15 protein-coding genes and 3 rRNA genes are annotated in these 26,344 nt (G+C 45.0%); 5 read left to right on the forward strand and 13 right to left on the reverse strand.

Annotated features, from left to right (window positions below):
* Positions 1-14: 14 nt before the first annotated feature.
* Positions 15-1,274 (reverse strand): hypothetical protein, encoded by a 1,260-nt coding sequence (locus JF50_RS22140; RefSeq protein ID WP_039612124.1) that lies wholly within the window; start codon positions 1,272-1,274, stop codon positions 15-17.
* On the reverse strand, positions 1,267-1,959 hold the full coding sequence (locus JF50_RS22145; protein WP_052262686.1) for a hypothetical protein: 693 nt from the start codon (positions 1,957-1,959) through the stop codon (positions 1,267-1,269). Before JF50_RS22145 ends, JF50_RS22140 begins: the two co-directional genes overlap by 8 nt.
* A gap of 162 nt (positions 1,960-2,121) precedes the next feature.
* Between JF50_RS22145 and JF50_RS22150 the strand changes: the two genes are divergently transcribed.
* The gene (locus tag JF50_RS22150; protein WP_039611522.1) at positions 2,122-4,182 is read left to right on the forward strand and encodes a glycoside hydrolase family 97 protein; all 2,061 of its coding nucleotides are present in this window, start codon (positions 2,122-2,124) and stop codon (positions 4,180-4,182) included.
* Positions 4,183-4,249: 67 nt separating this feature from the next.
* Here JF50_RS22150 and JF50_RS22155 read toward each other — a convergent pair whose 3' ends face one another.
* Positions 4,250-5,440: an MFS transporter gene (locus tag JF50_RS22155; RefSeq protein ID WP_039611523.1), complete on the reverse strand. Its 1,191-nt coding sequence runs from the start codon at positions 5,438-5,440 to the stop codon at positions 4,250-4,252.
* 74 nt (positions 5,441-5,514) lie between these two features.
* Between JF50_RS22155 and JF50_RS22160 the strand changes: the two genes are divergently transcribed.
* Together JF50_RS22160 and JF50_RS22165 are read left to right on the forward strand one after the other, a co-directional pair.
* Complete coding sequence (locus tag JF50_RS22160; RefSeq protein WP_039612126.1) at positions 5,515-6,321, forward strand: AraC family transcriptional regulator; 807 nt, start codon at positions 5,515-5,517, stop codon at positions 6,319-6,321.
* Between the two features lie 96 nt (positions 6,322-6,417).
* Positions 6,418-8,787: a beta-N-acetylhexosaminidase gene (locus JF50_RS22165; protein ID WP_052262688.1), complete on the forward strand. Its 2,370-nt coding sequence runs from the start codon at positions 6,418-6,420 to the stop codon at positions 8,785-8,787.
* Here JF50_RS22165 and JF50_RS22170 read toward each other — a convergent pair.
* A complete protein-coding gene (locus JF50_RS22170) occupies positions 8,784-9,755 on the reverse strand; it encodes a DJ-1/PfpI family protein (RefSeq protein WP_039611524.1) in 972 nt (323 codons plus the stop codon). The genes JF50_RS22165 and JF50_RS22170 overlap by 4 nt on opposite strands.
* Positions 9,752-10,717, reverse strand: coding sequence for a GlxA family transcriptional regulator (locus tag JF50_RS22175; RefSeq protein WP_039611525.1), 966 nt, complete (start codon positions 10,715-10,717; stop codon positions 9,752-9,754). The genes JF50_RS22170 and JF50_RS22175 overlap by 4 nt, the downstream gene beginning before the upstream one ends.
* A gap of 386 nt (positions 10,718-11,103) precedes the next feature.
* Between JF50_RS22175 and JF50_RS22180 the strand changes: the two genes are divergently transcribed.
* Complete coding sequence (locus tag JF50_RS22180; RefSeq protein ID WP_052262690.1) at positions 11,104-12,420, forward strand: trypsin-like serine protease; 1,317 nt, start codon at positions 11,104-11,106, stop codon at positions 12,418-12,420.
* A gap of 76 nt (positions 12,421-12,496) precedes the next feature.
* Here JF50_RS22180 and JF50_RS22185 read toward each other — a convergent pair whose 3' ends face one another.
* The 3 genes from JF50_RS22185 to JF50_RS22195 form a co-directional block, all read right to left on the reverse strand.
* Positions 12,497-14,116, reverse strand: a complete 1,620-nt coding sequence (locus JF50_RS22185; RefSeq protein ID WP_080760332.1) for a glycosyl hydrolase family 18 protein — start codon at positions 14,114-14,116, stop codon at positions 12,497-12,499.
* A gap of 358 nt (positions 14,117-14,474) precedes the next feature.
* Positions 14,475-15,242, reverse strand: coding sequence for a substrate-binding periplasmic protein (locus tag JF50_RS22190; protein ID WP_052262693.1), 768 nt, complete (start codon positions 15,240-15,242; stop codon positions 14,475-14,477).
* 108 nt (positions 15,243-15,350) lie between these two features.
* Positions 15,351-16,292 (reverse strand): class I SAM-dependent methyltransferase, encoded by a 942-nt coding sequence (locus JF50_RS22195; protein ID WP_039612131.1) that lies wholly within the window; start codon positions 16,290-16,292, stop codon positions 15,351-15,353.
* 247 nt (positions 16,293-16,539) lie between these two features.
* Here JF50_RS22195 and JF50_RS22200 point away from each other — a divergent pair, with 247 nt between their 5' ends.
* Positions 16,540-17,193: an XRE family transcriptional regulator gene (locus tag JF50_RS22200; protein WP_039611526.1), complete on the forward strand. Its 654-nt coding sequence runs from the start codon at positions 16,540-16,542 to the stop codon at positions 17,191-17,193.
* Between the two features lie 686 nt (positions 17,194-17,879).
* Here JF50_RS22200 and rrf read toward each other — a convergent pair.
* The 5 genes from rrf to JF50_RS22225 form a co-directional block, all read right to left on the reverse strand.
* Positions 17,880-17,994 (reverse strand): 5S ribosomal RNA (gene rrf / locus JF50_RS22205).
* Positions 17,995-18,174: 180 nt separating this feature from the next.
* Positions 18,175-21,057 (reverse strand): 23S ribosomal RNA (locus JF50_RS22210).
* A gap of 257 nt (positions 21,058-21,314) precedes the next feature.
* Positions 21,315-22,847, reverse strand: a 16S ribosomal RNA gene (locus JF50_RS22215).
* The 16S, 23S and 5S rRNA genes sit together here, the layout of an rRNA operon.
* A gap of 563 nt (positions 22,848-23,410) precedes the next feature.
* Complete coding sequence (locus JF50_RS22220; RefSeq protein ID WP_039611527.1) at positions 23,411-24,268, reverse strand: tetratricopeptide repeat protein; 858 nt, start codon at positions 24,266-24,268, stop codon at positions 23,411-23,413.
* Between the two features lie 74 nt (positions 24,269-24,342).
* Entirely contained in the window at positions 24,343-26,280 is a 1,938-nt protein-coding gene (locus JF50_RS22225; RefSeq protein WP_039611528.1) for a DNA topoisomerase III, read from the reverse strand.
* Positions 26,281-26,344: the final 64 nt, after the last annotated feature.

Genomic DNA, 26,344 nt, shown 5'->3' on the forward strand with positions numbered 1-26,344 from the left:
TCCTCAGCCGCTGATTAAAAGCGGTATTCCCCGCTGAGTCGCCATAATTGCTCGATTTGACGCGTGGGTAAATTGTCATCAGCGCGATTAGCCACTTTTGTCTCTAGGTATTGAAACTCGGCCCCAAAGCGCCAACTTTTAGAATAACGCCACTTAACCGTCGCCGTCACAGCACCGCCGTCACTTTCATTGGGGTCGAACGCCCAATGATCCATATCTTGCACTCTAAATTGCTCTACACGGCCACTGACTCTAAATTGCTGCCAGCGATGTGTCAGCAGTATAAATTGACTATCGAAGTCATTATCCACACCACGAGACACCCCCATCGCCGTATTCCCTGCCATGGCTTGGGCAATCACATGGGTTTGCTTCGTTATTTTGTACTTATATGCCAGGCTCCAAAATTTGGTGTCCCAAGCATATTGCCCCGTTTTATAATTGAGTACTTCTGGATCGCCGTTGTTGTCATACCAATATGCGCGCAAGTCATGACGATTTTGATAGCTCCAATGTGCGCCAACATAGTAACCAAAACGACCATCAATCTCCGTAAACGGCTCTATTTGCCACGCTTGTTTACTTAACTGCGGTGTCATAAATCCCGCTGTCGGACGCAGCGCCAACACCTCATTAAAAACAGATTGCCTATCGTGTGGTGCAAAACCACGCCATGCCAGCACCGCACCGAGCGGATCATTGCCTTTATAAAGTCCTGCTACCCATTGCCAATTGTGTAAACTGGGTTTTACCAACCGCTTGCCATTTCGCTTAATACTGGCCTCGATACCTATCACTCTGAGTTCTTCACCAAGCCAAGCGTTAATCGCGGAGTAGCCATAGTTATATGGCGAAGACCAGCCAATATCGGGGTTTTCCAACGACATTTTCGGGTAAAACCCACCCACACGTATTTGCGGTTGATAGGCCCCTTCGACCACGGGTTTATATTCTGCAAATAATTCCGTAAACCCGACTTTGGCCTCAGGATCTGGCACATATTGCACACTGCTGTGTGCCGACCAGCTATCTCCCAGCTCAAAGCGAGATTGCAACAAGGCTCTGCTGATATTGACGCCATCATCTCCCTGACCAAATCGATTCACCGATGCACCCCATGCATACCAGGACGGGTAGGCACTACTCGATTGCCAACTGACCTGAATTTGCCCTTTATGCTGCGCAGCATGACTTAGTATCGGTATCCCACTAAGTCCAGCAAACAGCAAATACATAGACGGTACAGCAAGTATATTTAAAGTGGCCTTATTCATAATCATCAAACTCATCTGAGAAGTCTTCTTTGGGCTTAAACAACGACTGATCAAGTTGATAGATCAAAGCATTGGAAGTGGGTAACATTTTGAATGTTTTGCTTTCAGGTTTATCTAGATTGGCAAACCCTTCATGCCAGACTTGCATGGTTAGACTATCAATTGGAGTATCAGGCAGCTCGATAGTGGCTTCTCCCTGTCCATTGGTAAGCGCAAAATAGGTGGAGTCCACCACCAAAATATAACCCAACATCCAATCATGAATATTACAGCCCAATTCAACAACCCCCGTGTTACCAAAGTTGAGAGATTGCGGGCTATCTCGATATAGCTTAAATTCAAATGGTTGTGCTGAGGAAAACGAATAAACATGATGCAAAATTGAGTCATAATTGGGAAATGATACCTCAGCACCTTTGGGTACCACCAATATGTGCGGTGTAAAAGCACGATCTTTTTGACCCATTTTATAGGCTTGCTGAAGTGTATTAGCGGACAACGGCAGTTGCTTACTTTCAAACCACACCACCGCATCTTTAACCGCTTCTCCCCCGGCATCTTTCACCTGCACAGTGATAGGTTTTGCCAATAGCCAGGGTGATACCAAGCATGTACTCAGCATGAGCCCATATTGCCATCCTGCTAGTTTTTTATTTACCCTATTTACTTGCTGCGTCAGTTGCATCTAGCACAATCCTTATCCGACTTTATTTTTCATTTGAGTATAGACCGGACGACGTAAATTATGCATTCATCGCATTTTAATTTTGAATACGTATGCAAACCATTTAGGGCTTGAAACTAAGCCCGTAAGCTAACAGTAACTCGTTGCCATATGGAAAAAAACATGCGCTATTCAAGTTCATTTTGCTCAGCAGTTGGCCTTACCGTCAGTTTATTCACTCTCTCATCTAATGTGTTTGCTGCTCGCTTTAATGTCTCCTCTCCTAATCAACAACTCACCTTCACCATCAGTGATGACCACACCCAACCCAGATATCAAGTCGCATTTAAAGGTCAAACAGTGATCAACCCTTCAACATTGGGGTTTGACTTTGCCAGAGCGCCATCAATGCGAAACAGCTTGTATATCAGCAGTGCTGAGCGTAACTCGCATCATGAAACTTGGCAGCAACCTTGGGGTGAAGCGAGAAACATTGTCGATCACCACAATGAACTACTGGTTACTTTTACTGATAAAGACAGCAAAACGGTGCAATATCGAGTGCGTATTCGTGTTTTTGATGACGGCCTTGGATTTCGTTATGAAGTCAATCAAGATGAAGCCAGATATATTACCCGCGAACTGACTGAATTCAGCATTACGGATAGTGGCGACAGTACCGCATGGTGGATCCCGGCGCGAGGCTGGAACCGCTATGAATACACTTACAATACCACGCCACTGCATGATGCTGCCCATGTGCACACGCCTTTCACGTTTAAAAACAAACAGGGCGTACATTTAAGTATTCATGAAGCCGCACTGGTAGATTATGCCGGTATGACACTGAATCAGCGCAGGCCGGGTACCTTCATAAGTGATCTCACGCCTTGGTCAGATGGCATCGCGGTGAAAACCAACGGTCGCTTTAATTCCCCATGGCGCACCATTCAAGTGGGTGAGCAAGCCAAAGATTTATTGAACTCGCACTTGATCTTAAACCTCAATGAGCCTAACAAACTCGGTGACGTATCTTGGGTTGAGCCGGGTAAATATACAGGGATTTGGTGGGGCATGCATATCGGCAAGCACACTTGGGGCAGCGGCGACAAACATGGTGCCACCACAGAGCGCACTAAAGCGTATTTGAGCTTTGCCGCTGAACATGGCTTTGATGGCGTATTGGTCGAAGGCTGGAACACAGGATGGGATGGCGACTGGTTCTATAACGGTGATGTATTTAGCTTTACGCAGCCATATCCTGATTTTGACTTTAAGGCCATCAAGGCCCATGCCGATAAGGTCGGTGCAAAGCTCATCGGTCATCATGAAACCTCTGGCAACGTCAGTAACTACCGCAATCAAATGGACGCAGCGTTTTCGTTATACGCAAAAAATAATGTCAGCCAAATCAAAACAGGTTACGTCGCTGATGGTGGCAATATAAAACGTATCGATGAGCGCGGCCATGCACGCTTTGAATGGCATGATGGTCAGTTTATGGTCAATGAATACCTAGACAACATCAAACTTGCTGCCAAGTACAAACTCAGCATTAACACCCATGAACCAATCAAGGACACGGGCTTACGCCGTACTTATCCAAACTGGATGACCCGCGAAGGTGCGCGCGGACAAGAGTTTAATGCATGGGGCACACCACCTAACCCACCAGAGCACATTCCCATGCTGGCATTTACGCGCATGCTATCGGGCCCGATGGACTTTACACCGGGAATTTTTGACATGGGCTTTAACGGCCTAGGAGATAAAACAAACCGTCCACAAACCACACTGGCTAAGCAACTAGCTCAATATGTGGTGTTATATAGCCCTGTGCAAATGGCGGCTGATTTACCAGAAAATTACCTTGCTAGACCAGACGCATTTCAATTTATCAAAGATGTGCCAACAGACTGGGAGCAGAGTATCGCACTGGCCGGTGAAGTCGGCGATTATGTGGTATTCGCTCGCCAAGAGCGTGCTCGCGGCAAGTACACAGGTAAAGATTGGTACTTAGGCGCAATCACAGATGAACATGCACGAAAAATTGAGGTGAAACTCGACTTTTTAGCAATTGATACACGCTACGAAGCGCACATTTATCAAGATGGTAAAGGGGCCAATTGGCAAAACAATCCATACGCACTGGACATCAAAAAGCAAATCGTCACCGCCAAAGACAGCTTAACACTGCAACTGGCCACCAGCGGCGGCACGGCAATTCGCTTTAAAGCCCTTTAAAACGCAAAAAAGAGCAGGTTTTCCTGCTCTTTTTCATCTCATATCAGCACTGACTGTACAACCTGAATCATGCCCCGTCTGAAGCTACTTCAGCGGCATTTAATTTACGTAAGTGCGGGGTAATAAACTGGCTTAATAGTAAAGAGCAAGCAGCCAGTGCAGCACCGAAATAAAACACCAATGACTGGTCGTATAACCACACCACACCAAAGCTGGCAGGGATCACCACAGCGGCAATATGGTTGATGGTAAAGCTCACTCCAGCAGTGGCAGCAATATCTTCAGGTCGCGCAATCTTTTGAAAATACGTTTTTAGCGCAATGGCCATCGCAAAGAAAATATGGTCTACCACATATAACACTGCCGCTAACTGTGCCGACTCCACCAGCGCATATCCGACAAATACTAGGATCAAACCAGTATACTCAACAGTGAGCGCTTTTTGCTCGCCAATACGCCCTATCCAACTGCCTATTTTTGGTGCCAAAAAGATATTAATGACGTGGTTAAGCATATATAACGCGGTAATTTCTGCGACGTCATAGCCGAACTTCTCAACCATCAAAAAGCCTGCAAACACCATAAAAATTTGTCGACGTGCACCGGAGAAGAATACCAACAAGTAATACAAGCTGTATTCTTTGCGCAGTATGAGCTTTTTATTCTGTGGTGATGCTGCCACAAACTGCCGATGCGTCACCGCCATAAACAACGTCACAGCAAGGCCTGCCCCACCAATTAATAAGTACATCCACACATAGTCACTTTGCAACCAAGTAAATCCCACCCAGATCACTGCAAATGTGCCCAGCGCAGCCATTGATTTAATGGATAAAAGCTTACCTAACTTCTCGGCTGCTTCGTCCTTTTTAAACCATTGTAAGCTCAATGATTGATTGAGTGTCTCGAAATAATGAAAGCCAATCGACATCAACACTGTGGTGGCGTACAAGCCATAAATAGTCGGAAAGAACCCTGTGATCGCCACCCCAATAGACAGCACACACAAGCTCACCACAGCAAAAGTTTGTTCTTTTAACACCAATAAAATAAACACCGCGGTAAAGGCGAGAAAGCCGGGAATTTCTCGTAAAGATTGCAACATCCCCATATTGGCACCGGTAAAGTCCGCCGCTTCCACCGCGAAGTTATTTAACATGGCAGTCCAGCCAGCAAAAGCCATCGCCATAACGATGGTGGCCAATACTAAAAAGCTCATCGGTGAGGGGGTAAACCGCCCAAATGATTGTTTTTCCATTTACTATCCTAAGCACATTGAGTGAAACGCCTGTCTAGTATATGCTCAATGAATACTGGCCAAAATCCAAAAATATGACAGAGAATTTATCAAAACAGACAAATCAGCCATGGCTAACGGTACAGTCTCGCTTTAAACGCACACAGCTTGGCAGGCCGGTATTCCCTCGAGCGACAACCATGCCAGAGTGGGAACATGTTGAAGCACACACGCATACATGGGGACAGCTCACGTATATCAGTGACGGTGTCATGACCATTTTCACGCCGCAAGGCAGCTTTGTGATCCCACCCCAACAAGCATTGTGGATCCCGCCAAATGTCGCACACGAAACCTATTGTCGATATGGCGGGCATTTTCGCAGTGTGTACATAGATCAAAAGTATCAATGCGTGCTGGGTAGTCAGGCTAACTCTTTGGTTGTCGACCCGTTATTAAAGGCCATGATCTTAGAAATATGCACTTGGTCTGATGATTACACCTTAGACGATAAAACGCTGCGCTTTGTAGAAGTCTTTATCGATCGTCTAGAGCAAGCACCCACCAGCGACTTTTTTATTCCCAGAGCCCAAGACTCACGCCTTCACCCAATTGTATCTGAGCTCTACGCCAATCCGGGCAGTCCACTCACTTTGGAGCAATGGGGGCAAACTGTCGGCGCATCAAGTCGCACATTAAATCGCTTATTTCACAAAAGCTTTGATATGGGGTTTAGCCAATGGAAGCAAAAGCTCAGGGCACTGCGCGCAGTAGAAATGCTCAACGCTGGACAGTCTCAACAAGCCATTGCACAGCAATTAGGATTTGAATCCAGTAGCGCGTTTAATACCGCATTTAAAAAAGTGCTGGGTGTGCCACCCAAACAATACATCAAAGCATAACCACTCACTTGCAGTGTGATTTTCTGCCAGACTTTGCTAACGTAAGTGAATAAAAAAACGCCACACAGGTGGCCTGTTCAATAAGCAAGGAATAATATGCTGCGCTTTATATTGCTGATGATTGGCTTTTTTCTTTTACCTGCTTGGGCAGCTAAGTCTAATTTGCACCTGATGCCCTACCCGCACAGTATCACATTAGAAAAAGGGACATTTAACGCCAGCATGCCATTGCGTGTATACCTGCCAAACTTATCAAAACAACGTAACCAATATCTGAAGCGACAACTCAGAGATACCTTCAATAATATCCGCTTCACGCAAAAGATAAGCCGAGCTGATATCATTTTTGAAATCACGGGCACTTCAGCACTGCACCCGAGTATAAATCAAAACGAAAGCTATCAATTAGCCGTCACCCCCAAAGGCATCAAGATCCATGCTTCTCAATATTGGGGGATCAACTATGCGTTGCAAACACTTAGGCAATTAGCCCATCAGTTTCCAAGCCAGATCCCCGCGATGATCATCAATGATACGCCTCGATTTGCATGGCGAGGATTAATGATCGACAGTGCGAGACATTTTATGCCGACCGATGTCATCAAACGCCAGATCGATGGCATGGTTTCAGCAAAACTCAATGTGCTACATTGGCACCTCACCGATGATCAGGGCTGGCGCTTTGCAAGTGTAAATTACCCGAAACTTCAGCAACTCGCCTCTGATGGCCTGTACTATAGCAAAGCCGAAATGCTCGAGATCGTCGCATATGCAGGTATACGTGGGATCCGTGTGATCCCAGAAATTGACCTCCCCGGTCACGCCTCGGCACTGGCAGTGGCTTACCCAGACCTCATGGCCAAGTCAGGCCCCTATACTATGGAGCGCGGTTGGGGTGTTTTCAAACCCTTACTCGATCCCAGTAACTCCAATACGGACGTATTCATTAAACATATCATCGAGGAGCTTGCTGCTATTTTTCCTGATCCCTACGTACATATCGGTGGGGATGAAGTGAAACCTGATCATTGGCTAGAAAGCGAAGCGGTTTTGGCGTATATGCAGTCACAGGGACTCAATTCAGCAGTCGAATTACACAACCACTTCAACCTCAAAGTACAATCACTGCTGAGCGCCCACAGCAAAGTGCTGATGGGCTGGGATGAGATCTTTCAACCTGCGCTCAGCAAAGCTGTGGTGATCCAATCTTGGCGCGGGTTTGACTCCCTAACTCAATTGACAAACGCAGGACATATGGGTGTCTTATCTGCGGGTTTTTATATCGATCAGCCTCAGTACACCAACTACCACTACCGCAATGATCCAACGCCACAACAACCGATCACGCAAAAGGACATAGGTCACGATACACAATGGCAGGCATGGCAATTTAGCATCACTCGGCTCAAAGGTTCGCCAGTCACAGGTCACTTTGCTTTGGCGACAGATAACAATACAGACCAACTTGGTTATGTGGCCATCCATGGTCGAAAATTAATGACCATAAAACAACTTGAAACGCTCGCCAATGTCATTCGCTTTGACATTGATACTTGGATGGGCCCAGTACGCTTTAGTTTTGTCAAAAACCAACCTGAGCAAAGCCAAATATTGATAGGGAATACCCCTTACGAGCATCACATCAGCGCACTGCCTGATGTGCCTAAGCTAAACCCAACCCAATTTGCAACCATACCCCATGCAGAGGCAAGCAAGCGTATACTCGGTGGTGAAGCGACCATATGGACCGAGCTGGTCATGCCCTATAACCTTGATCTCAGAATTTGGCCAAGACTCTATGCAATCGCAGAGCGGCTTTGGTCACCTCAAGACTTACAAGATGCACAACAGATGTATCAGCGTCTAAAAACACTGGATCAGTTTGCTGCGCAACGCATTGGCCTCAAACATCAAGTTCAACACCTACAAGGGTTGGCAGCACTCAGTAATCAAGGGGATATTGACGCACTCAAACGCTTTAGCCAACTGGTGGAGCAAGCTCAGTATTACACCCGCCACCATGTCAAATACCAACAAGGTCTCTACCACCAGCAGGCACCACTCGCTTCGCTGGTTGATTTTCTCCCCGCAGAGAGCCTGTATTTACGTCAGTGGTATCTTGTGCTGCAAAATAAAGACAACACCAAGCACTATTTAACACTGCATAATGCCTATCAGGCTTGGTTAAAGGATATTCCCAAACTCGAAGCAACATTTGCGCAATCAAGTACATTGTCCACACTACTGCCGTTGCTTGTACATCACCAAAAAAGCATTGAGCTGGGTCTGCAAGTTTTAAAATACTGCCGAGATCACACACACAGTACTGATATCAATGCATTGCGTGCTGAGATTTGGCAACAAACTCGTCGTCACGGTGAGCTCATTTTAGCGGTGAATCATTTAAACGAAGCCATATTAGATAGCTGTCTCATGAAACAGGGCTCGACATTATTAGTAGACTAAATCTGGCGATTGAGCGTCAATTGCGCCGTGTACGTTGATCCCATTTGATGTTTAACGCTCATATGCAGTAGCCACTGTGCTTCACCTACTTGCTTTGACCAAGCGCGTGTATTATCTGTACTGGCCGCTTGCCATCCTGCCTTGGTCATTTGCTGGTTGAGCCATGAGAACAACGCTGAAGATTGGGTATTTTTTAAATCAAATGTGTAACCTTTATACCAATTTTGCTCATCGCCATAATGGAAAGTACGAGACGCCAAAGTGATACTGTCTGGTAAATCATTAAACTCAGGCAGTATACGATCCGCCATTTTTCCGCGAATATACCCCCCATTTGGCGTCCAATCATACTCTATTTTTGCCGCCACAGTGCGCGCAGAACGCATGCCATTCACTTTTGCAACCAAGGAGAGTGCACCATCAATACCTGAAGATAACCCCGCCGTAGTGAGTAGTTTGCCGTTATCAGTCAACTTTTTATCTTTTGCCAACTTTACCAAAGGGTACTGCTGTGCAAAGCTATCGAACGCTTTTTCAATGGTCGTCGCATAAAGGCCATTCAACAATCCTGTATTGGCCAAAATGAACGCACCATTGCACACAGACATCACATAATCTGCCTCGCGGCTTTGTGCCTTAATCCAATTTTGCACTTGTTCATCATTGATCAAAGCACCATTGATATTACCGCCAGGGATAAGCACCGCGTCAAACAGTGTGCCGTTTGCAAAACTTTGCGCTGGCGTCACCTTCAGGCCCATTGCCGTGGTGATCTCCTTGCCCGTTTTACTCACTGTTGTCAGGCGAAACCCTGCTTGGCCAAATACCTCTATGGGCCCCACAAAATCAATGGCCTGTGCGCCTTCAAATAACAACACACCGACATGAAATGCATTTTCATCGGTCGAGTGAGCAGACCCTTTTATACAATATAAACACATTAACCATGCTAGGATTATTTTTTTCATTCATTAGCCTCTGCAGTAAAATTTTCGCGATATTGGGTTGGTGTCACGCCATACGCTTGGGTGAATTTTCGAGTTAATAACGGAGGTGAACCAAATCCTGTCAACACGCTGATGTGGGCTATCGAGTGTTCAGATGTACACAGTAACCCCTTAGCTTTTTCCAGTCTTAAGTTTTGTACAAAACGCATTGGAGATATCCCCATTTTGTCTGTAAATACCCGTTGGAAATGCCTTGGGCTCAACGCAACTTGCTCAGCGAGTATCTCAACAGATAACGGTTTATCGATATTGTCTTGCACAAATTCGATGGCACTTTGAAAGCGCTGTGACAACGTTTGTTGCGCATTCAGTAAGCTAGAATACTGACGCTGATCGCCACTGCGCCGCACGTACATCACCATATATTGCGCAACACGTTGAGCGACGGATGCCCCATGATCTTTTGCAATGAGACTCAGGGCAAGATCAATACCCGCGGTGAGCCCGCCAGAAGAATACACTTCATCGCTTTGCACAAATAGCTTATCAGACACAACTTGCACGCATGGAAATTGCGCGGCAAGCCGCTGCGAGAAATCCCAATGGGTTGCTAATGTGAGAACGCGTTCTGGCCACAGTGCAGCGACAATAAATGCACCAGTACAGATACTCACAATACGCTTAGCACTGTGTGCCAACCGCCGAAGTTGTGTCATTACGGCTTGATTATTGATGACTTTTTGACATCCTCGCCCACCAATAATTACCAGCACATCTAGTGCCTGACAATTTATGATCGTGTCGTCAGCCAATGTCTTCAAGCCGCTTTCTGCACGAATTGGCGTCATATCTTTCGCTATCGTAACCAACTTATATGCTTCTTTTGACAGTAGATCATTCACCGTCGAAAAAGCATCTAGTGGACCTGCTAAATCAACCGTTTGAAACTCATCGTATATAAAAAAGCCCACCACTTGTGACATAAGGCACCTCCTAAGAAAAAGCATATCGCATCGCTAAAAGTCATTAATGACTATAACTTATCTAAAAAGGACATACTTTGAGGACACGATAAGAGGCGAGCTGAATTCATATTTACTGACAGTGAACGCGATTATTATCAATAATCGATATTTAAACCTTCAATTAGACTGTAACTTTACACATCAAACCATGCTTAAAAAGTAAACTAAAATTTACATGCATTGGGTAGCCTTTGTGAGAAATATAAATTTAATCATTTAAAAACATGAGGTTGAAAAAAATAACACACTGCCCGTTGAAATCATTTCAATCACATTTTTTATACATTTCGCAACATTTAGTTGTATCTTAAATTCGTCTAACAAGTGAACAACATAGGTACAACATGAAAGGAACAACACACTCCATTAAAGGTGCAATGCGACACACACTACTGGCCACCGGTATTATAGCCAGTTTACCCGTATTAGCATTCGATGATATTAAGCCCAATATTGTTGGCGGCATACCAGCAGACACGACAGAGTGGCCATTTTATACACAAATACTCAGATCAAATGGCACCACGGCGTTTTGTGGTGGTAGTTATATCGGTGACGGTTATGTGCTCACTGCCGCACACTGTGTGCGTAACAGAACGGCAAGCGAACTAAATGTTAAAGTAGCAGGATTTATTCTTGGTGGCAGCGATGGTGACCGCATTGCGGTTGAGCAAGTACATATGCACCCTAATTATAACAACTCAACGCTACACAACGACATTGCAGTGCTAAAGCTGACTCGAGTCCCAACTCAGGGTGCTAGCGTCACACTTGCGCAATCTTCCATTGATTACTACGCACGTGAAGGCGATTTACTCACAGTAGCTGGCCTTGGTCGCTTACAAGAGGGCGGAACTCGTCCAACTAATTTATATGAGGTAGATGTACCATTGGTTTCTGACGCTGTTTGTCGTCAAACTGGCGGTCACTACAGCAATGTTGGCGCCACGGAGTTCTGTGCAGGTTACCCACAAGGCCAAAAAGATTCTTGTAATGGCGACAGTGGTGGTCCGATTGTGATTCAATCAGGTGGCCAAACAGTGCAGCTCGGTATAGTAAGTTGGGGTGTAGGATGTGCTCGCCCTGAAAACTATGGTGTTTACGCTGATGTTTCAGTGTATGACCAATGGATCGAGTCAATCAAAAATGGCACTGTGCCAGTACAAGTTGGCTATCAAGAGCAAACGACACTAGCTGATTTTGTGGTTGGCGACACAGTAAGACACACCTTCACCATCACTAATACGGGTAGCCCTACATTTACCTTTAACCAACTGAATGTTGCTGCGTTAGGCGTCACTAGCAACTTGGTGACAACCGTAGACACGTGTTCTGCAAGCACGCTAACGCAAAACCAAAACTGTAAGGTGAGTGTCGAGTTTAGCGCAGCAACACCTGGACTTGCGCAAACCTCGTTAACTTTTAAAGTAGACGGCAGCAACACTACATATGTTGCGCGTGTTTTCGCAACTGCAACAGATGGTTCCAATGTATGTAATGGCACGTGGGATGCAAATACCGTATATGTCAGACCAGATCGCGTCACTTACCGTGGTTCAGAGTATGAAGCAAGATATTGGACTCGCGGCGATATCCCGAGTGAATCAGGTCTTTATGGTGCATGGAAGTTAATCGGCAACGATCCTACTTGCACTAAATAAGTAAAAATTAATCATGACAATCAAAGCCGTGCGTCTGGGTGCACGGCTTTTTTCATATTATCCTCTCAGGTTGCCATCAAAATTGACAGACAAACTGCCAGCTGCCATCACTTCCTGGTACAGAGTGCGTCCACCAATTTGCCTCATAAACGCTGTTTTGATGACGGATACGCTGCCCAGCCGCAGCATGATCGCCATTTGGGAAGTTAGGATGTACAACATACTGATTGGGATCAACTTGAATATCCACACACTGGGTTGGCTTATCAGGACCCCCGCTACCATCGCACTGATAGCTTGGTGTCATGCCCTGTGCCACCTCCCATTTAGCCGTCAACAGTGACGCAGCTCCATTTGTATCATGGGATAACTCCCAGTTCATAATACCACCGGCACTATCGAGCGCTAACTGAGTTTTTGCGCGTATTGTGGGAATGCCGTTGTAGTATGAAGTCCCATCTGTATCTCGACAAGCATTCGCAGCATCTTGTGCGACCAGCGTGCGATACGCTTGCCATGTTGGACGAGAATAAAAGGGGACACCCAATACGGTTTTCGCTTTACTAAGTCCGCGACCTTGCCAATAGGCAATAGAATCCAATGCATATTGAAAGCTCGCATGATCAGCATTATTTGCGTCGTAAGCCATTAAGTTTAAGAAGTCAACATCTTGGAATACTGACTCCAATACACCGCCTCCTGTATACCCTAGCGCAACCACTGCGGCTGTTAAAAACTTCCCTTTCGCTTTGAGTTCTACACTGAGCTCTTTCATTAACAATGCATAATTATTGGCAGAGCTGCCTGGATCTGGGTATTCCCAATCCATATCAACGCCATCTAATTGATGTAGTTCAACAAAGGCCATCAAATTGCGAATAAACGTAGCGCGACCTTCTGCACTGCTGGCAAAAGTCTCAAATGCACTGTCATCTCCGCCATTCCAACCACCCACAGCAATACCCACTTTAACACCAGATGCGTGGGCAGCACTCACGAGCTGCTTCATTTTTGCTAGGTTTTCAAGTGGCTGCAATGACCCATCTGCATTGGGGAGCAAAAAGGAGTAATTAATATGTGTCAGCTTATCAAATTGAATATCGGCGACTTGACCTTGCCAGCTAGGAAAGTAACCGACAATCTTAAAACCACTTGGAGGCACAATAACATCATCCGCCACAACCGTGATCATGCGCTTGCCTGAGCTTGCCCGCCCATTATTATCATCAACAACTTCAGCTTGAATCACATGCTCGCCCAAACCTGTTGCTGTCCATGTCACTTCATAGGGTGCTGTGTTATCCGTCGCTATCACCACATCATCGACTTTAAAATCCACATATTTGATTGGTACATTCATTGGATGAGACGCGGTCGCTTTGATCATCACTGGGGAAGCAATGATATGTCGGCTTTGATCCAGAGGCGCATCAAGTTTTACAATAGGCAAAGGCGCGCCAATAGGATCGCAGATCCCTTCCTTACGCCATACGTTTTGCGGCTCTGAATACATCGCGGGATCTTGATTCTGTGTCCACCACTTTGCAGTATATTTCGCTGTTAAGTGTCGTACTTCCATACCGCCTGTATACACTTTCGTTGCTTGCCAATTGCTTAATTGACTACAGTCTAATGCCATCGTAGGCACACTGATAAGGCCCAGTGCAGCCAAGACTGCTAAATTGAGTGTTTTCATACCTTTATTTCCATGTTGTTAGCCAGCGTTTGACGGCGAGCTCTGGCTGGCTGTTATCCAATAATAAACCCGCCTGATTCCAGAGTAACAAACTGTACAAAAATCACCCACCCCATATCACTACTCTCAACTTGAAAGATTATAATGTTTGAAATGTGCCGCGCTCAAAGCATCGCGTTTTGAAAACCCATCAAGCGGTATTTTAGGTAGTCATGGTGGAACAGTGCGATTCGCCACTTTTGTTGATTGAATCAAAAGAGAAATATTTGGATGTCACTTAATATATTCAGAGGTTTTCGATTTGAATTTAAGCCTTAGCACTGCATAGAACAAAACAGAGATCAATATAATCCTACGCTCATTTTGCCTGCCCAAGCTGGCGATATCGAGCAACCAAGACGGTGATCTGCTGCTGTAACTCATCAATTGCCTGATCGATATGTAATCGCTCTGTTGGTGTGAATTTATTCTTTCGTAATAAAAAGTGCACTTCATTATCGTGGACTGGATAGTCCCAAATATGAATAGGTTTATCACTCCATTTGTGGCTGAGGTAGTTACCAACGATTTCGTCTTCAATAATAAAATCAACACGCTGTTTAGCGAGTAGCTCAATGCGTCTTTGAATCGTAGAAATACCGATGAACTGATTACCAAACCGATCTTGATTGGCAAGAGACTTAATCTCTTCACCATAATAGGAGCCAATACTCAAACCGATTGTGGCTTCAGAGCTCAGTAAAGCCATGAGCGAGTATACTGATTCAGGTGGTTTTAAAGAAAATAGCCGCATTCTTTCCATGCGATACGGCTGCGTGAAATGTCCCCATTGCTTGCGTTTGAAGGTATAACTCACCATCAGTACGACATCGACAACCCCTTTCGTTAGCTGGGCAAAGCTGCGAGCTGCTGACGGCAAACGCACAAACTCAACACACACGCCCGCATGCTCAAACACCATTTTTGCAATCTCTATATCCAGCCCTTGTGCCACGCCTTTATCGCTGACACTTGTCAATGGCGGCCACCCAGCAACCACACCCACTTTGGCGTGAGTTGCACATGCTGGATTGATTTTATCGATAGAGCGCTGAGCTGATGACACATGCCAACTAACTATCAGCACAACAAGACTTGCCAAACAATATATTCGCACAGAGGCCTAACTAATGATGCAACCATCATTTAAGTGTAGCTGCTAAATGAGGTCTTTCTTGCTTAATCGTTACGCCAATTATAAAACGCCGTTTTCATTGCTAAAAACTAAGCACTTTAGCCCACCTTGAGGATCAATATCTTTAAATACCTCCGGGTTTTGTAGACGCGCGATAAACTTAATCGAGGGCGCTTCCCTGTGCATTTCATCAATTAAAAATTGACTTTGAATCGATGGATCATTTACACAGGCAAGTACTGTTGCTCCATGACAAAGTAGCTCAGGCAGCTTTCGTAAAATACGTTGATAGTCTTTGGTCAGTGCAAAACTGCCTTTTTGGAAGGTCGGCGGGTCAATGATCACTAAATCATAAGGACCGAATTTGCGTAATTTACCCCAAGATTTGAAGAGGTCATGCCCTAAAAAAGAAATATTGTCTAATGTATGGCCATTAAGCTGATGATTACGCCTTCCTTGTTTTAACGCCGCTTTTGCCATATCCAAATTAACCACTTGTTTGGCACCGCCAGCCAGTGCTGCGACAGAAAAACCGCAGGTATATGCAAATAAATTAAGTACCTTTTTATTTTCACTGTGTCTCATCACCCAATCACGACCATTTCGCATATCAAAAAACAATCCTGTGTTTTGTTTTTTTCCAAGTGACAGTTCAAACTTTAAGTCATTCTCAGTGATAACAACTTGCTCTTCAAGCGTGCCAAACAACACCTCGACTGAATTATCTAGACGATACCTATGTTGAATAAAGACACATGTGAGCTTGTTTTGTACAACACCACTACTTATAAAAGTACATAAGCACTGTCGAAGTGCCTCCATCCAATCATCATCTTGTTCTTTGAAAACAGTACACATGATTTGCCCTGACAGCCAATCAACAGTTAATTGCTCTAGCGATGGATAACATCGGCCTCGACCATGAAAAAGACGTACTGCCTCGTCGGGAAGCTCAGTTAATTGTGAAAACACCTGCTGTAGAGGTGAAAAGTCAAATTGCATACAATAATCGCTAAAATTTAAATTTGAGCGCAATTTTACTAAACTTAATACGAATGCCAACATGATTTGGTTCATTCGCAAAAATTAAAAGTTTTAACGTCATCATTGTGATGTATAGCAAAAATAATATCACTCACCAATTTAAATATTGAACAATAAAAAACCACTTAGATTAATTACCCTGTACACAACTCTGCCACGCGAGTACCCTTAAGCTTTTGACCATTTTGCTAGTGAGAGTAAGTTCATGAGTACCGCATTTTCTCGCCGTTTTGTGACCCTAGTTGAACAATTTGCTGGCGGTAATAAACGTCAGTTTGCCGAATTAACTGGTAAATCACCATCACATATTTATCGAATTTGCCAAGGTCTTGGCCGTCCTTCAATGGCCTATCTTGAGCACCTGTATAGCTTATTTTCTGTTGATTTAAACTGGTTACTAACAGGTGAGCAAGCAGCTGACGCACCTACACAACACAGCCAAGATGATTTACTCGTAGTGCCTAAATTGGACGTTGAAGCAAGTGCAGGATTTGGTGCCATTAATGGTCAAGAAGATACCACCGAACAATTTGCACTGAATAAGCGCTGGTTGCAATCACAGTTAGGTGTTCACAGTGACCGCTTAGCTTTTGTTTCAGTGCGTGGTGATAGTATGTTACCTACCCTCGAGCATGGCGACATGGTGTTGGTTGATCTAAGTCAACAGCAACCGAGTAAGGCTGGTGTCTATATCATACAAACTCAAGATGGGTTAATGGCCAAAAGACTAAAACAAAAATCTGACCATATTGCCGTGATCAGTGATAATCCAGACTACCCTAGCTGGGAGATCAACTCACAAAATGCCGAGCAGCATGGCGTAGCTGGGCGTATCGTTTGGTGTGGGCGTAGTTTGTAACAGCTCCTTATGAAAGCCGCGTATTTTGACATCCAAGGCATTTTGGTGGCTGTATAACAGGCCACCTTTTCTTATCTCCTTTCACCTCTGATAAAAACACCATAATAAAACGAGATGGCTCAATGGTGTAATTGATTGACGTGCAAAATGTAACGATAACGAGCGAAGCGAGTACGTTCAATTTGCGCAAGGTGAGTATCGTGCGAAAGGTTTATGACACAGCGCGGAGCGCTGCCATTCTTTTCGCGCAAGGTGAAATAAGCCATTTTAACCGCAGCTAAGGGATTTAAACGCAAAAAACCCGCTGCATTTCTACAACGGGTTTCTTTAATTGGGCCCTGGCAATGTCCTACTTTCACATGGACGAAATGAGACCGAAGCGAAGCTTCGCAGTTCATTGAGATGAGCGCATGGATGCGCGATAGGACCCAGCTTCAGGGATGAATAGACAACGCAGCACTATCTACAAAGAAATAACGTAATGCAATAAAACATATAACGGTGAAATAAGCCATTTTAACCGTTGCTAAGGAAATCTTGAGTTTGCCTTGTCGGCGGTGAAGGATGCTCCCTTCACCTTGCGCTAATTCGTCTCTTTATCAATGTGCATGACCTCTGCAACATTCGAGACGATTTAGCACGAAAAAAAGCCCGACTCTTTCGAATCGGGCTTTCTTTAATTTGGCGCTTGGCAATGTCCTACTTTCACATGGGAAACCCCACACTATCATCGGCGCTATTTCGTTTCACTACTGAGTTCGGCATGGGATCAGGTGGTTCCAAAATGCTATGGTTACCAAGCAAATTCTTGTCGTGCAAATGGCTAATGACGTCTTTTTTGTCATTTCATTTGCGCAAGGTGAATTGATTTCTCATAAGAGCTTATCTAGTCACAATGCTTAAATTCGGAGAGCGTAATTAAATTCTTTCGTCTACTTATATTCTTAACTTCTAACAAGCTTAAAACCACTTTGGCGTTGTATGGTTAAGCCTCACGGGTAATTAGTACGAGTTAGCTCAATGCCTCACAGCACTTCCACATCTCGCCTATCAACGTTGTAGTCTTCAACGGCCCTTCAGTTAACTTAAAGTTAAAGTGAGAACTCATCTCGAGGCTCGCTTCCCGCTTAGATGCTTTCAGCGGTTATCGATTCCGAACGTAGCTACCGGGCAATGCTATTGGCATAACAACCCGAACACCAGCGGTTCGTCCACTCCGGTCCTCTCGTACTAGGAGCAGCCCCTCTCAATTCTCAAACGCCCACGGCAGATAGGGACCGAACTGTCTCACGACGTTCTAAACCCAGCTCGCGTACCACTTTAAATGGCGAACAGCCATACCCTTGGGACCGACTTCAGCCCCAGGATGTGATGAGCCGACATCGAGGTGCCAAACACCGCCGTCGATATGAACTCTTGGGCGGTATCAGCCTGTTATCCCCGGAGTACCTTTTATCCGTTGAGCGATGGCCCTTCCATTCAGAACCACCGGATCACTATGACCTACTTTCGTACCTGCTCGACGTGTCTGTCTCGCAGTTAAGCTGGCTTCTACCATTACACTAACCGTACGATGTCCGACCGTACTTAGCCAACCTTCGTGCTCCTCCGTTACTCTTTGGGAGGAGACCGCCCCAGTCAAACTACCCACCAGGCACTGTCCTCAACCCCGATTAGGGGCCTAAGTTAGAACATCAACACTACAAGGGTGGTATTTCAAGGACGGCTCCACACAATCTAGCGACTGTGCTTCAAAGCCTCCCACCTATCCTACACATGTAGGGTCAATGTTCAGTGCCAAGCTGTAGTAAAGGTTCACGGGGTCTTTCCGTCTAGCCGCGGGTACACAGCATCTTCACTGCGATTTCAATTTCACTGAGTCTCGGGTGGAGACAGCGTGGCCATGGTTACACCATTCGTGCAGGTCGGAACTTACCCGACAAGGAATTTCGCTACCTTAGGACCGTTATAGTTACGGCCGCCGTTTACCGGGGCTTCGATCAAGAGCTTCGACAAACGTCTAACCCCATCAATTAACCTTCCGGCACCGGGCAGGTGTCACACCGTATACGTCATCTTACGATTTTGCACAGTGCTGTGTTTTTAATAAACAGTCCCAGCCACCTGGTCACTGCGGCTCTCGTTTGCTTACGGAGTAAATCCTTCACAAACAAGAGCGTACCTTCTCCCGAAGTTACGGTACAATTTTGCCTAGTTCCTTCACCCGAGTTCTCTCAAGCGCCTTAGTATTCTCTACCTGACCACCTGTGTCGGTTTAGGGTACGATTCGATATAAACTGAAGCTTAGAGGCTTTTCCTGGAAGTAGGGCATCAACAACTTCACTACCGTAGTAGCTCGTCTCGACTCTCAGCCTTAGCGACCCGGATTTTCCTAAGTCACCAGCCTACAGCCTTTCACATGGACAACCAACGCCATGCTTGCCTAGCCTGCTCCGTCCCCCCATCGCATTTATACCAAGTACGGGAATATTAACCCGTTTCCCATCGACTACGCTCTTCAGCCTCGCCTTAGGGGTCGACTCACCCTACCCTGATTAACATGGGATAGGAACCCTTGGTCTTCCGGCGTGCGGGTTTTTCACCCGCATTATCGTTACTCATGTCAGCATTCGCACTTCTGATATGTCCAGCATGCCTCCCGGCACACCTTCAGCCACTTACAGAACGCTCCCCTACCCCGCGAACATAAGTTCGCAGCCGTAGCTTCGGTGGTATGTTTAGCCCCGTTACATCTTCCGCGCAGGCCGACTCGACTAGTGAGCTATTACGCTTTCTTTAAAGGATGGCTGCTTCTAAGCCAACCTCCTAGCTGTTTTAGCCTTCCCACATCGTTTCCCACTTAACATACACTTTGGGACCTTAGCTGACGGTCTGGGTTGTTTCCCTCTCCACGATGGACGTTAGCACCCACCGTGTGTCTCCCGGATAGTACTTTACGGTATTCGGAGTTTGCAAAGGGTTGGTAAGTCGGGATGACCCCCTAGCCTTAACAGTGCTCTACCCCCGTAAGTATTCGTCCGAGGCTCTACCTAAATAGATTTCGGGGAGAACCAGCTATCTCCCGGTTTGATTAGCCTTTCACTCCTAGCCACAGGTCATCCCCTAACTTTTCAACGTTAGTGGGTTCGGTCCTCCAGTCAGTGTTACCTGACCTTCAACCTGCCCATGGCTAGATCACCGGGTTTCGGGTCTATACCCTGCAACTTAAGCGCCCAGTTAAGACTCGCTTTCGCTACGGCTCCCCTAAATGGTTAACCTCGCTACAGAATATAAGTCGCTGACCCATTATACAAAAGGTACGCAGTCACCCTCGAAGGGCTCCTACTGCTTGTACGTACACGGTTTCAGGTTCTATTTCACTCCCCTCACAGGGGTTCTTTTCGCCTTTCCCTCACGGTACTGGTTCACTATCGGTCAGTTGGGAGTATTTAGCCTTGGAGGATGGTCCCCCCATATTCAGTCAAAGTTTCACGTGCTCCGACCTACTCGATTTCACTTCAGATAAATTTTCGTGTACGGGACTGTCACCCTGTGTCGTCCAACTTTCCAGAAGGTTCCACTAATTACACTGAAGCTTAAGGGCTAATCCGATTTCGCTCGCCGCTACTTTCGGAATCTCGGTTGATTTCTTTTCCTCGGGGTACTTAGATGTTTCAGTTCTCCCGGTTTGCCTCTTACAGCTATGTATTCACTGTAAGATACCGCTAAGCGGTGGGTTTCCCCATTCGGAAATCTAAGTCTCAAGTGCCTCTTACTGGCTTGACTTAGCTTATCGCAAGTTAGTACGTCCTTCATCGCCTCCAACTGCCAAGGCATCCACCGTGTACGCTTAGTCACTTAACCATACAACCCAAAATGGTTTGTATCGTGTCAAAGACAGTTTTAACTTCGCCAGAAGTTAAGTAATACTAAAGTAGACGCTAATTAATCAACTAAATGATTAATCGGCATTTTCTTTCGAAAACTCTGAATAACAATTGCTTGTTATTCGAGAATTTAATTATCAGCTTTCCAAATTTTTAAAGAGCAATATTAATTAGCTATAAAGCTAACTAACAATCATCTGTGTGGACACTTCGAACAAATCTGTTCTAAATCGTTAAGGAGGTGATCCAGCCCCAGGTTCCCCTAGGGCTACCTTGTTACGACTTCACCCCAGTCATGAATCACTCCGTGGTAAGCGCCCCCCCGAAGGTTAAGCTACCTACTTCTGGAGCAACCCACTCCCATGGTGTGACGGGCGGTGTGTACAAGGCCCGGGAACGTATTCACCGCGGCATTCTGATCCGCGATTACTAGCGATTCCGACTTCATGGAGTCGAGTTGCAGACTCCAATCCGGACTACGACAGACTTTAAGTGATTCGCTTACTCTCGCAAGTTCGCAGCACTCTGTATCTGCCATTGTAGCACGTGTGTAGCCCTACACGTAAGGGCCATGATGACTTGACGTCGTCCCCACCTTCCTCCGGTTTATCACCGGCAGTCTCCTTAGAGTTCCCGACCGAATCGCTGGCAACTAAGGATAGGGGTTGCGCTCGTTGCGGGACTTAACCCAACATCTCACAACACGAGCTGACGACAGCCATGCAGCACCTGTATCAGAGTTCCCGAAGGCACCAAACCATCTCTGGTAAGTTCTCTGTATGTCAAGTGTAGGTAAGGTTCTTCGCGTTGCATCGAATTAAACCACATGCTCCACCGCTTGTGCGGGCCCCCGTCAATTCATTTGAGTTTTAACCTTGCGGCCGTACTCCCCAGGCGGTCTACTTAATGCGTTAGCTTTGGAAAAGTTGTCCGAAGACCCCAGCTCCTAGTAGACATCGTTTACGGCGTGGACTACCAGGGTATCTAATCCTGTTTGCTCCCCACGCTTTCGTACATGAGCGTCAGTGTTGACCCAGGTGGCTGCCTTCGCCATCGGTATTCCTTCAGATCTCTACGCATTTCACCGCTACACCTGAAATTCTACCACCCTCTATCACACTCTAGTTTGCCAGTTCGAAATGCAGTTCCCAGGTTGAGCCCGGGGCTTTCACATCTCGCTTAACAAACCGCCTGCGTACGCTTTACGCCCAGTAATTCCGATTAACGCTCGCACCCTCCGTATTACCGCGGCTGCTGGCACGGAGTTAGCCGGTGCTTCTTCTGTAAGTAACGTCACAGCTAGCAGGTATTAACTACTAACCTTTCCTCCTTACTGAAAGTGCTTTACAACCCGAAGGCCTTCTTCACACACGCGGCATGGCTGCATCAGGCTTGCGCCCATTGTGCAATATTCCCCACTGCTGCCTCCCGTAGGAGTCTGGACCGTGTCTCAGTTCCAGTGTGGCTGATCATCCTCTCAAACCAGCTAGGGATCGTCGCCTTGGTAAGCCATTACCTTACCAACTAGCTAATCCCACTTGGGCCGATCATAAGGCGAGAGCCGAAGCCCCCTTTGGTCCGTAGACATTATGCGGTATTAGCCATCGTTTCCAATGGTTGTCCCCCACCTTACGGCACGTTCCCAAGCATTACTCACCCGTCCGCCGCTCGTCATCTTCTAGCAAGCTAGAAATGTTACCGCTCGACTTGCATGTGTTAGGCCTGCCGCCAGCGTTCAATCTGAGCCATGATCAAACTCTTCAATTAAAAGTTTTTTGAATCCGAAGATTCGTGCTCAATGAATTCTGTATAAATTGACTATATAGTCACTCATAAGAAATTGAGACTCTAAATATTTTGTTAGAACTCAATCTGTACGAGTGCCCACACAGATGATTGCTTCATATTTTTAAAGAACAGTGTAACTAACTCTTGATTAGTTACCGCAGCGTTGCTGCGAAGTGGAGCGCCATATTAACCGCTTCACTTTTAAAGTCAACTAGAAAATTTAATTTTTTAATTAATCTTTCAATTTAACTTTAACTTTCATTTTGGTTTGCGTTTTCTCTCGCAGCCCGCCGTGTCAGTGGATGCGCATTATAGGGAGTTCCTTTTTTTGATCAAGCCTTTTTATCAGAAAACTTATAAAAAACACCTAAACGAACAAAAATAATACTAAACCGCGTGAAAACACACATTTTGTCATCATTTTTTCATCAAAATGTCATGACTTTTCGAAAAAGGAATTTAAGTATTGTACATATTTGGGAAGTTGCAAGAAATTTATTGACGTGATCTTCTCACGCCAATAAACCACTATGCTATTAAGACTAGTAAAGCAAGCTGTATAGTTTTCTACGGAAACTCGCTGCCGCAGAATCCCCTTCAGGTAAAGAAGCAATAATGTCTAAATAACCTTTTCTGGCCTCGCCAAAAGCTAGATCTTTACTCAATACTTTAAACAAAGAAGTTAATGCGTCCTCTTTTTTACCCGCATCAACTTGCGCTTGAGCGAGCTCACACCACAATGCTAAGTCTTCTGGATTTTCTTCAACTGCAGCCATGAGTCTTTTAATTTCTGGTGATTCTTGCGCTTCTTGCGCCTGAACCAACTTAGCTTGAAGGTTGTTGTAATAAGCATCATGTTGATCTTCAGGGATCGTTGCAAGTAATGCTGCAGCATCATCTGTTTTTTGTATTTGAATACAGATATCTGCAAACACCAGATTTACTCTTGGGTTACCTTTAGCAATGTCATAAGCCTGTTTAGCTTGAGAATATGCCGCATTTAGATCTCCTTCACTCAAAGATTGCTTTGCTTGATCTAATAAGATTAACTCAGGTGAAGGTAAATGCTCCGTAAGCACTTTAGTTATGTCTTCTTTTGTTTTAGCACCAACTAACACATCGACTGGGGAACCTGCCTTTAATACCACTATAGTAGGAAGCGCTTGTAAGCCTACTTGCTGTGCAAGCTGTCCCGCTAACGCTTGTTGAATATCACAATCTAGTGTTGCAATTGTAATGCTACTTTTATATTGCGTAGCTAATTCATCCAAAATCGCAGCTTGGGCTACACAATCTGGATGTTGAGCACTGTAGAAGCTTAACAGTACAATATGCTCTGCCGATGATGATGAGAGTACCTGCTGAATATTTTCTGGCGTTAATGTGATTTTGTTTTCCATAATGGGTATTCTTAAATTAGATTCTAATAGCTATATAGTGTCGTGTTTGTACTTTACAAGGCCATTCTTTCCAACTATTTACTTTTTCCTTTTGTATAAGCTGACTTGCGGCGAGGTTTACGGTAATTACCTTTCTTCTTAAAAGTACTTGTTGTTGAAATCCCTTTAAGCGCATTTGTATTAAGTGTTTGCGATAACCCGACTAATTCAGATAACTCATTCTGAAGAGGTAGCATAAATTGATTATATGAAGCTGTTTTTTGTGCAATGTTCGTTAACTGCGATTCCCACAGCGCGGTTCTATCTGGTAACGATAGATTGTTGGGAATTGTATTAATGAGGCCACGGCCCAGCTCGGTGGACTTAATTGATTTTCCTTCCCTATTCAAAAAATTCCTTTTAAATAAAAGCTCAATAATGCCTGCCCGTGTGGCTTCGGTTCCTAAACCGTCCGTTTCCTTTAGCACTTTTTTAATATCACTGTCTTTTACATAGCGCGCAATACCAGTCATAGCACTCAGTAATGTCGCCTCTGTGTAAAAACTTGGAGGCTGGGTATGCTTTTCAATCACTACTCCCTCTATACAATGCAGAGGCTCCCCCACTTCAAGTATAGGTAATTGCTTTTTCTCTTCTTTATCTTTCTTATTTGATTTATAAAGCACTTTAAAACCCATATCAATCACGGTGTCAGCCTTTGCGATAAACTTGCCACCAGAGATCTGTAAATGTGCTTTTGTTTGAGAGTATAAATACGCAGGGTAAAATTGTGCTAGATATTGTCTACAGATTAATCCATAGACTTGCTGCTCTTGATTACCTAACTGCGCTGTTTTTAAATGCTTTTTAGTTGGTATGATGGCATGGTGAGCTTCTACTTTTTTATCATTCCAACATTTGCTTTTAAGACTGATATCAGCATTTTCTATATGCGATTTTTCCTCACCTTTATTATTTAGTACCGCAGCCAATATATCACTGCGCTCATTGAAGTGATCTTTCGGTATATATCGATTATCCGAGCGAGGGTAAGTGATTAACTTATGCTTTTCATAGAGAGATTGACAAATATCCAGCACTTGTTTCGCTGACATAGCAAACCGCTTATTTGCATCAATTTGCAGGGCTGATAGGTTGTAGGGTAACGGTGGATTTTGTTTTTTCGGGATTTGCTCAAGCTCAATTAAATTCGCTGGTTTGTCTTTTATCCTACTGGCAACATTTTCAGCCAACGATTTTAATAACACGCGCTTTTCTTCATCCATATACGCTAGGCAAGCCTCACTTGGGACCCATTTTGCGTCAAACTGCTCACCAGTTTGCTTTTCAATGATGGCGTTGACTTCATAAAAAGGCTTTGACACAAAGTTTGTAATTTCTTCATCACGACGGACAACCAGGCCCAACACCGGTGTCTGTACTCTGCCGACTGATAATACCCCTTGAATACCTGCTTTTTGACCTGCTAATGTAAATGCACGCGTCAAATTCATACCGTACAACCAATCAGCTCTTGCTCGCGCCAGCGCAGAAATGCTCAAAGGCATAAATTCAGTATTAGATTTAGATTGGTTAAGTGCTTTTTTTACAGCACTAGGGTTTAAATCGCTTATCAGCACCCGCTCAACCAATGACTTTTTAGCTTGAGAAAGCTTCGCTTCTTGAATAACTTCATCAACAAGTAACTGCCCTTCTCTATCTGGGTCTCCTGCATGAACCACAATACTCGCTTGCTTGATTAAACGCTTTACCGTTGCCAATTGCTTTTTTGTTTTTGGTTTAGCTTTAAATTTCCATTCCTGTGGAACGATCGGCAAGTCTTGTATTAGCCACTTTTTATAACGCTCATCATAGTCTTCAGGCTCAGCTTGTTCTAACAGATGACCAATACACCACGTGACACAATCACCATTACCCACCTCTATAAAACCATCTTGCTTTTTATGAGGTTTTGGGAGTACGTCGGCAATTGCTCGCCCGAGTGAGGGTTTTTCTGCTATGTATAGCTTCATAAAATTCATTAACTGTATATATTTACAGTTATTCTAGCCAACTCTATTAAACAAATCTAGAGTC

It is taken from the genome of Pseudoalteromonas luteoviolacea (assembly GCF_000814765.1).
GTDB lineage: Bacteria > Pseudomonadota > Gammaproteobacteria > Enterobacterales > Alteromonadaceae > Pseudoalteromonas > Pseudoalteromonas luteoviolacea_H.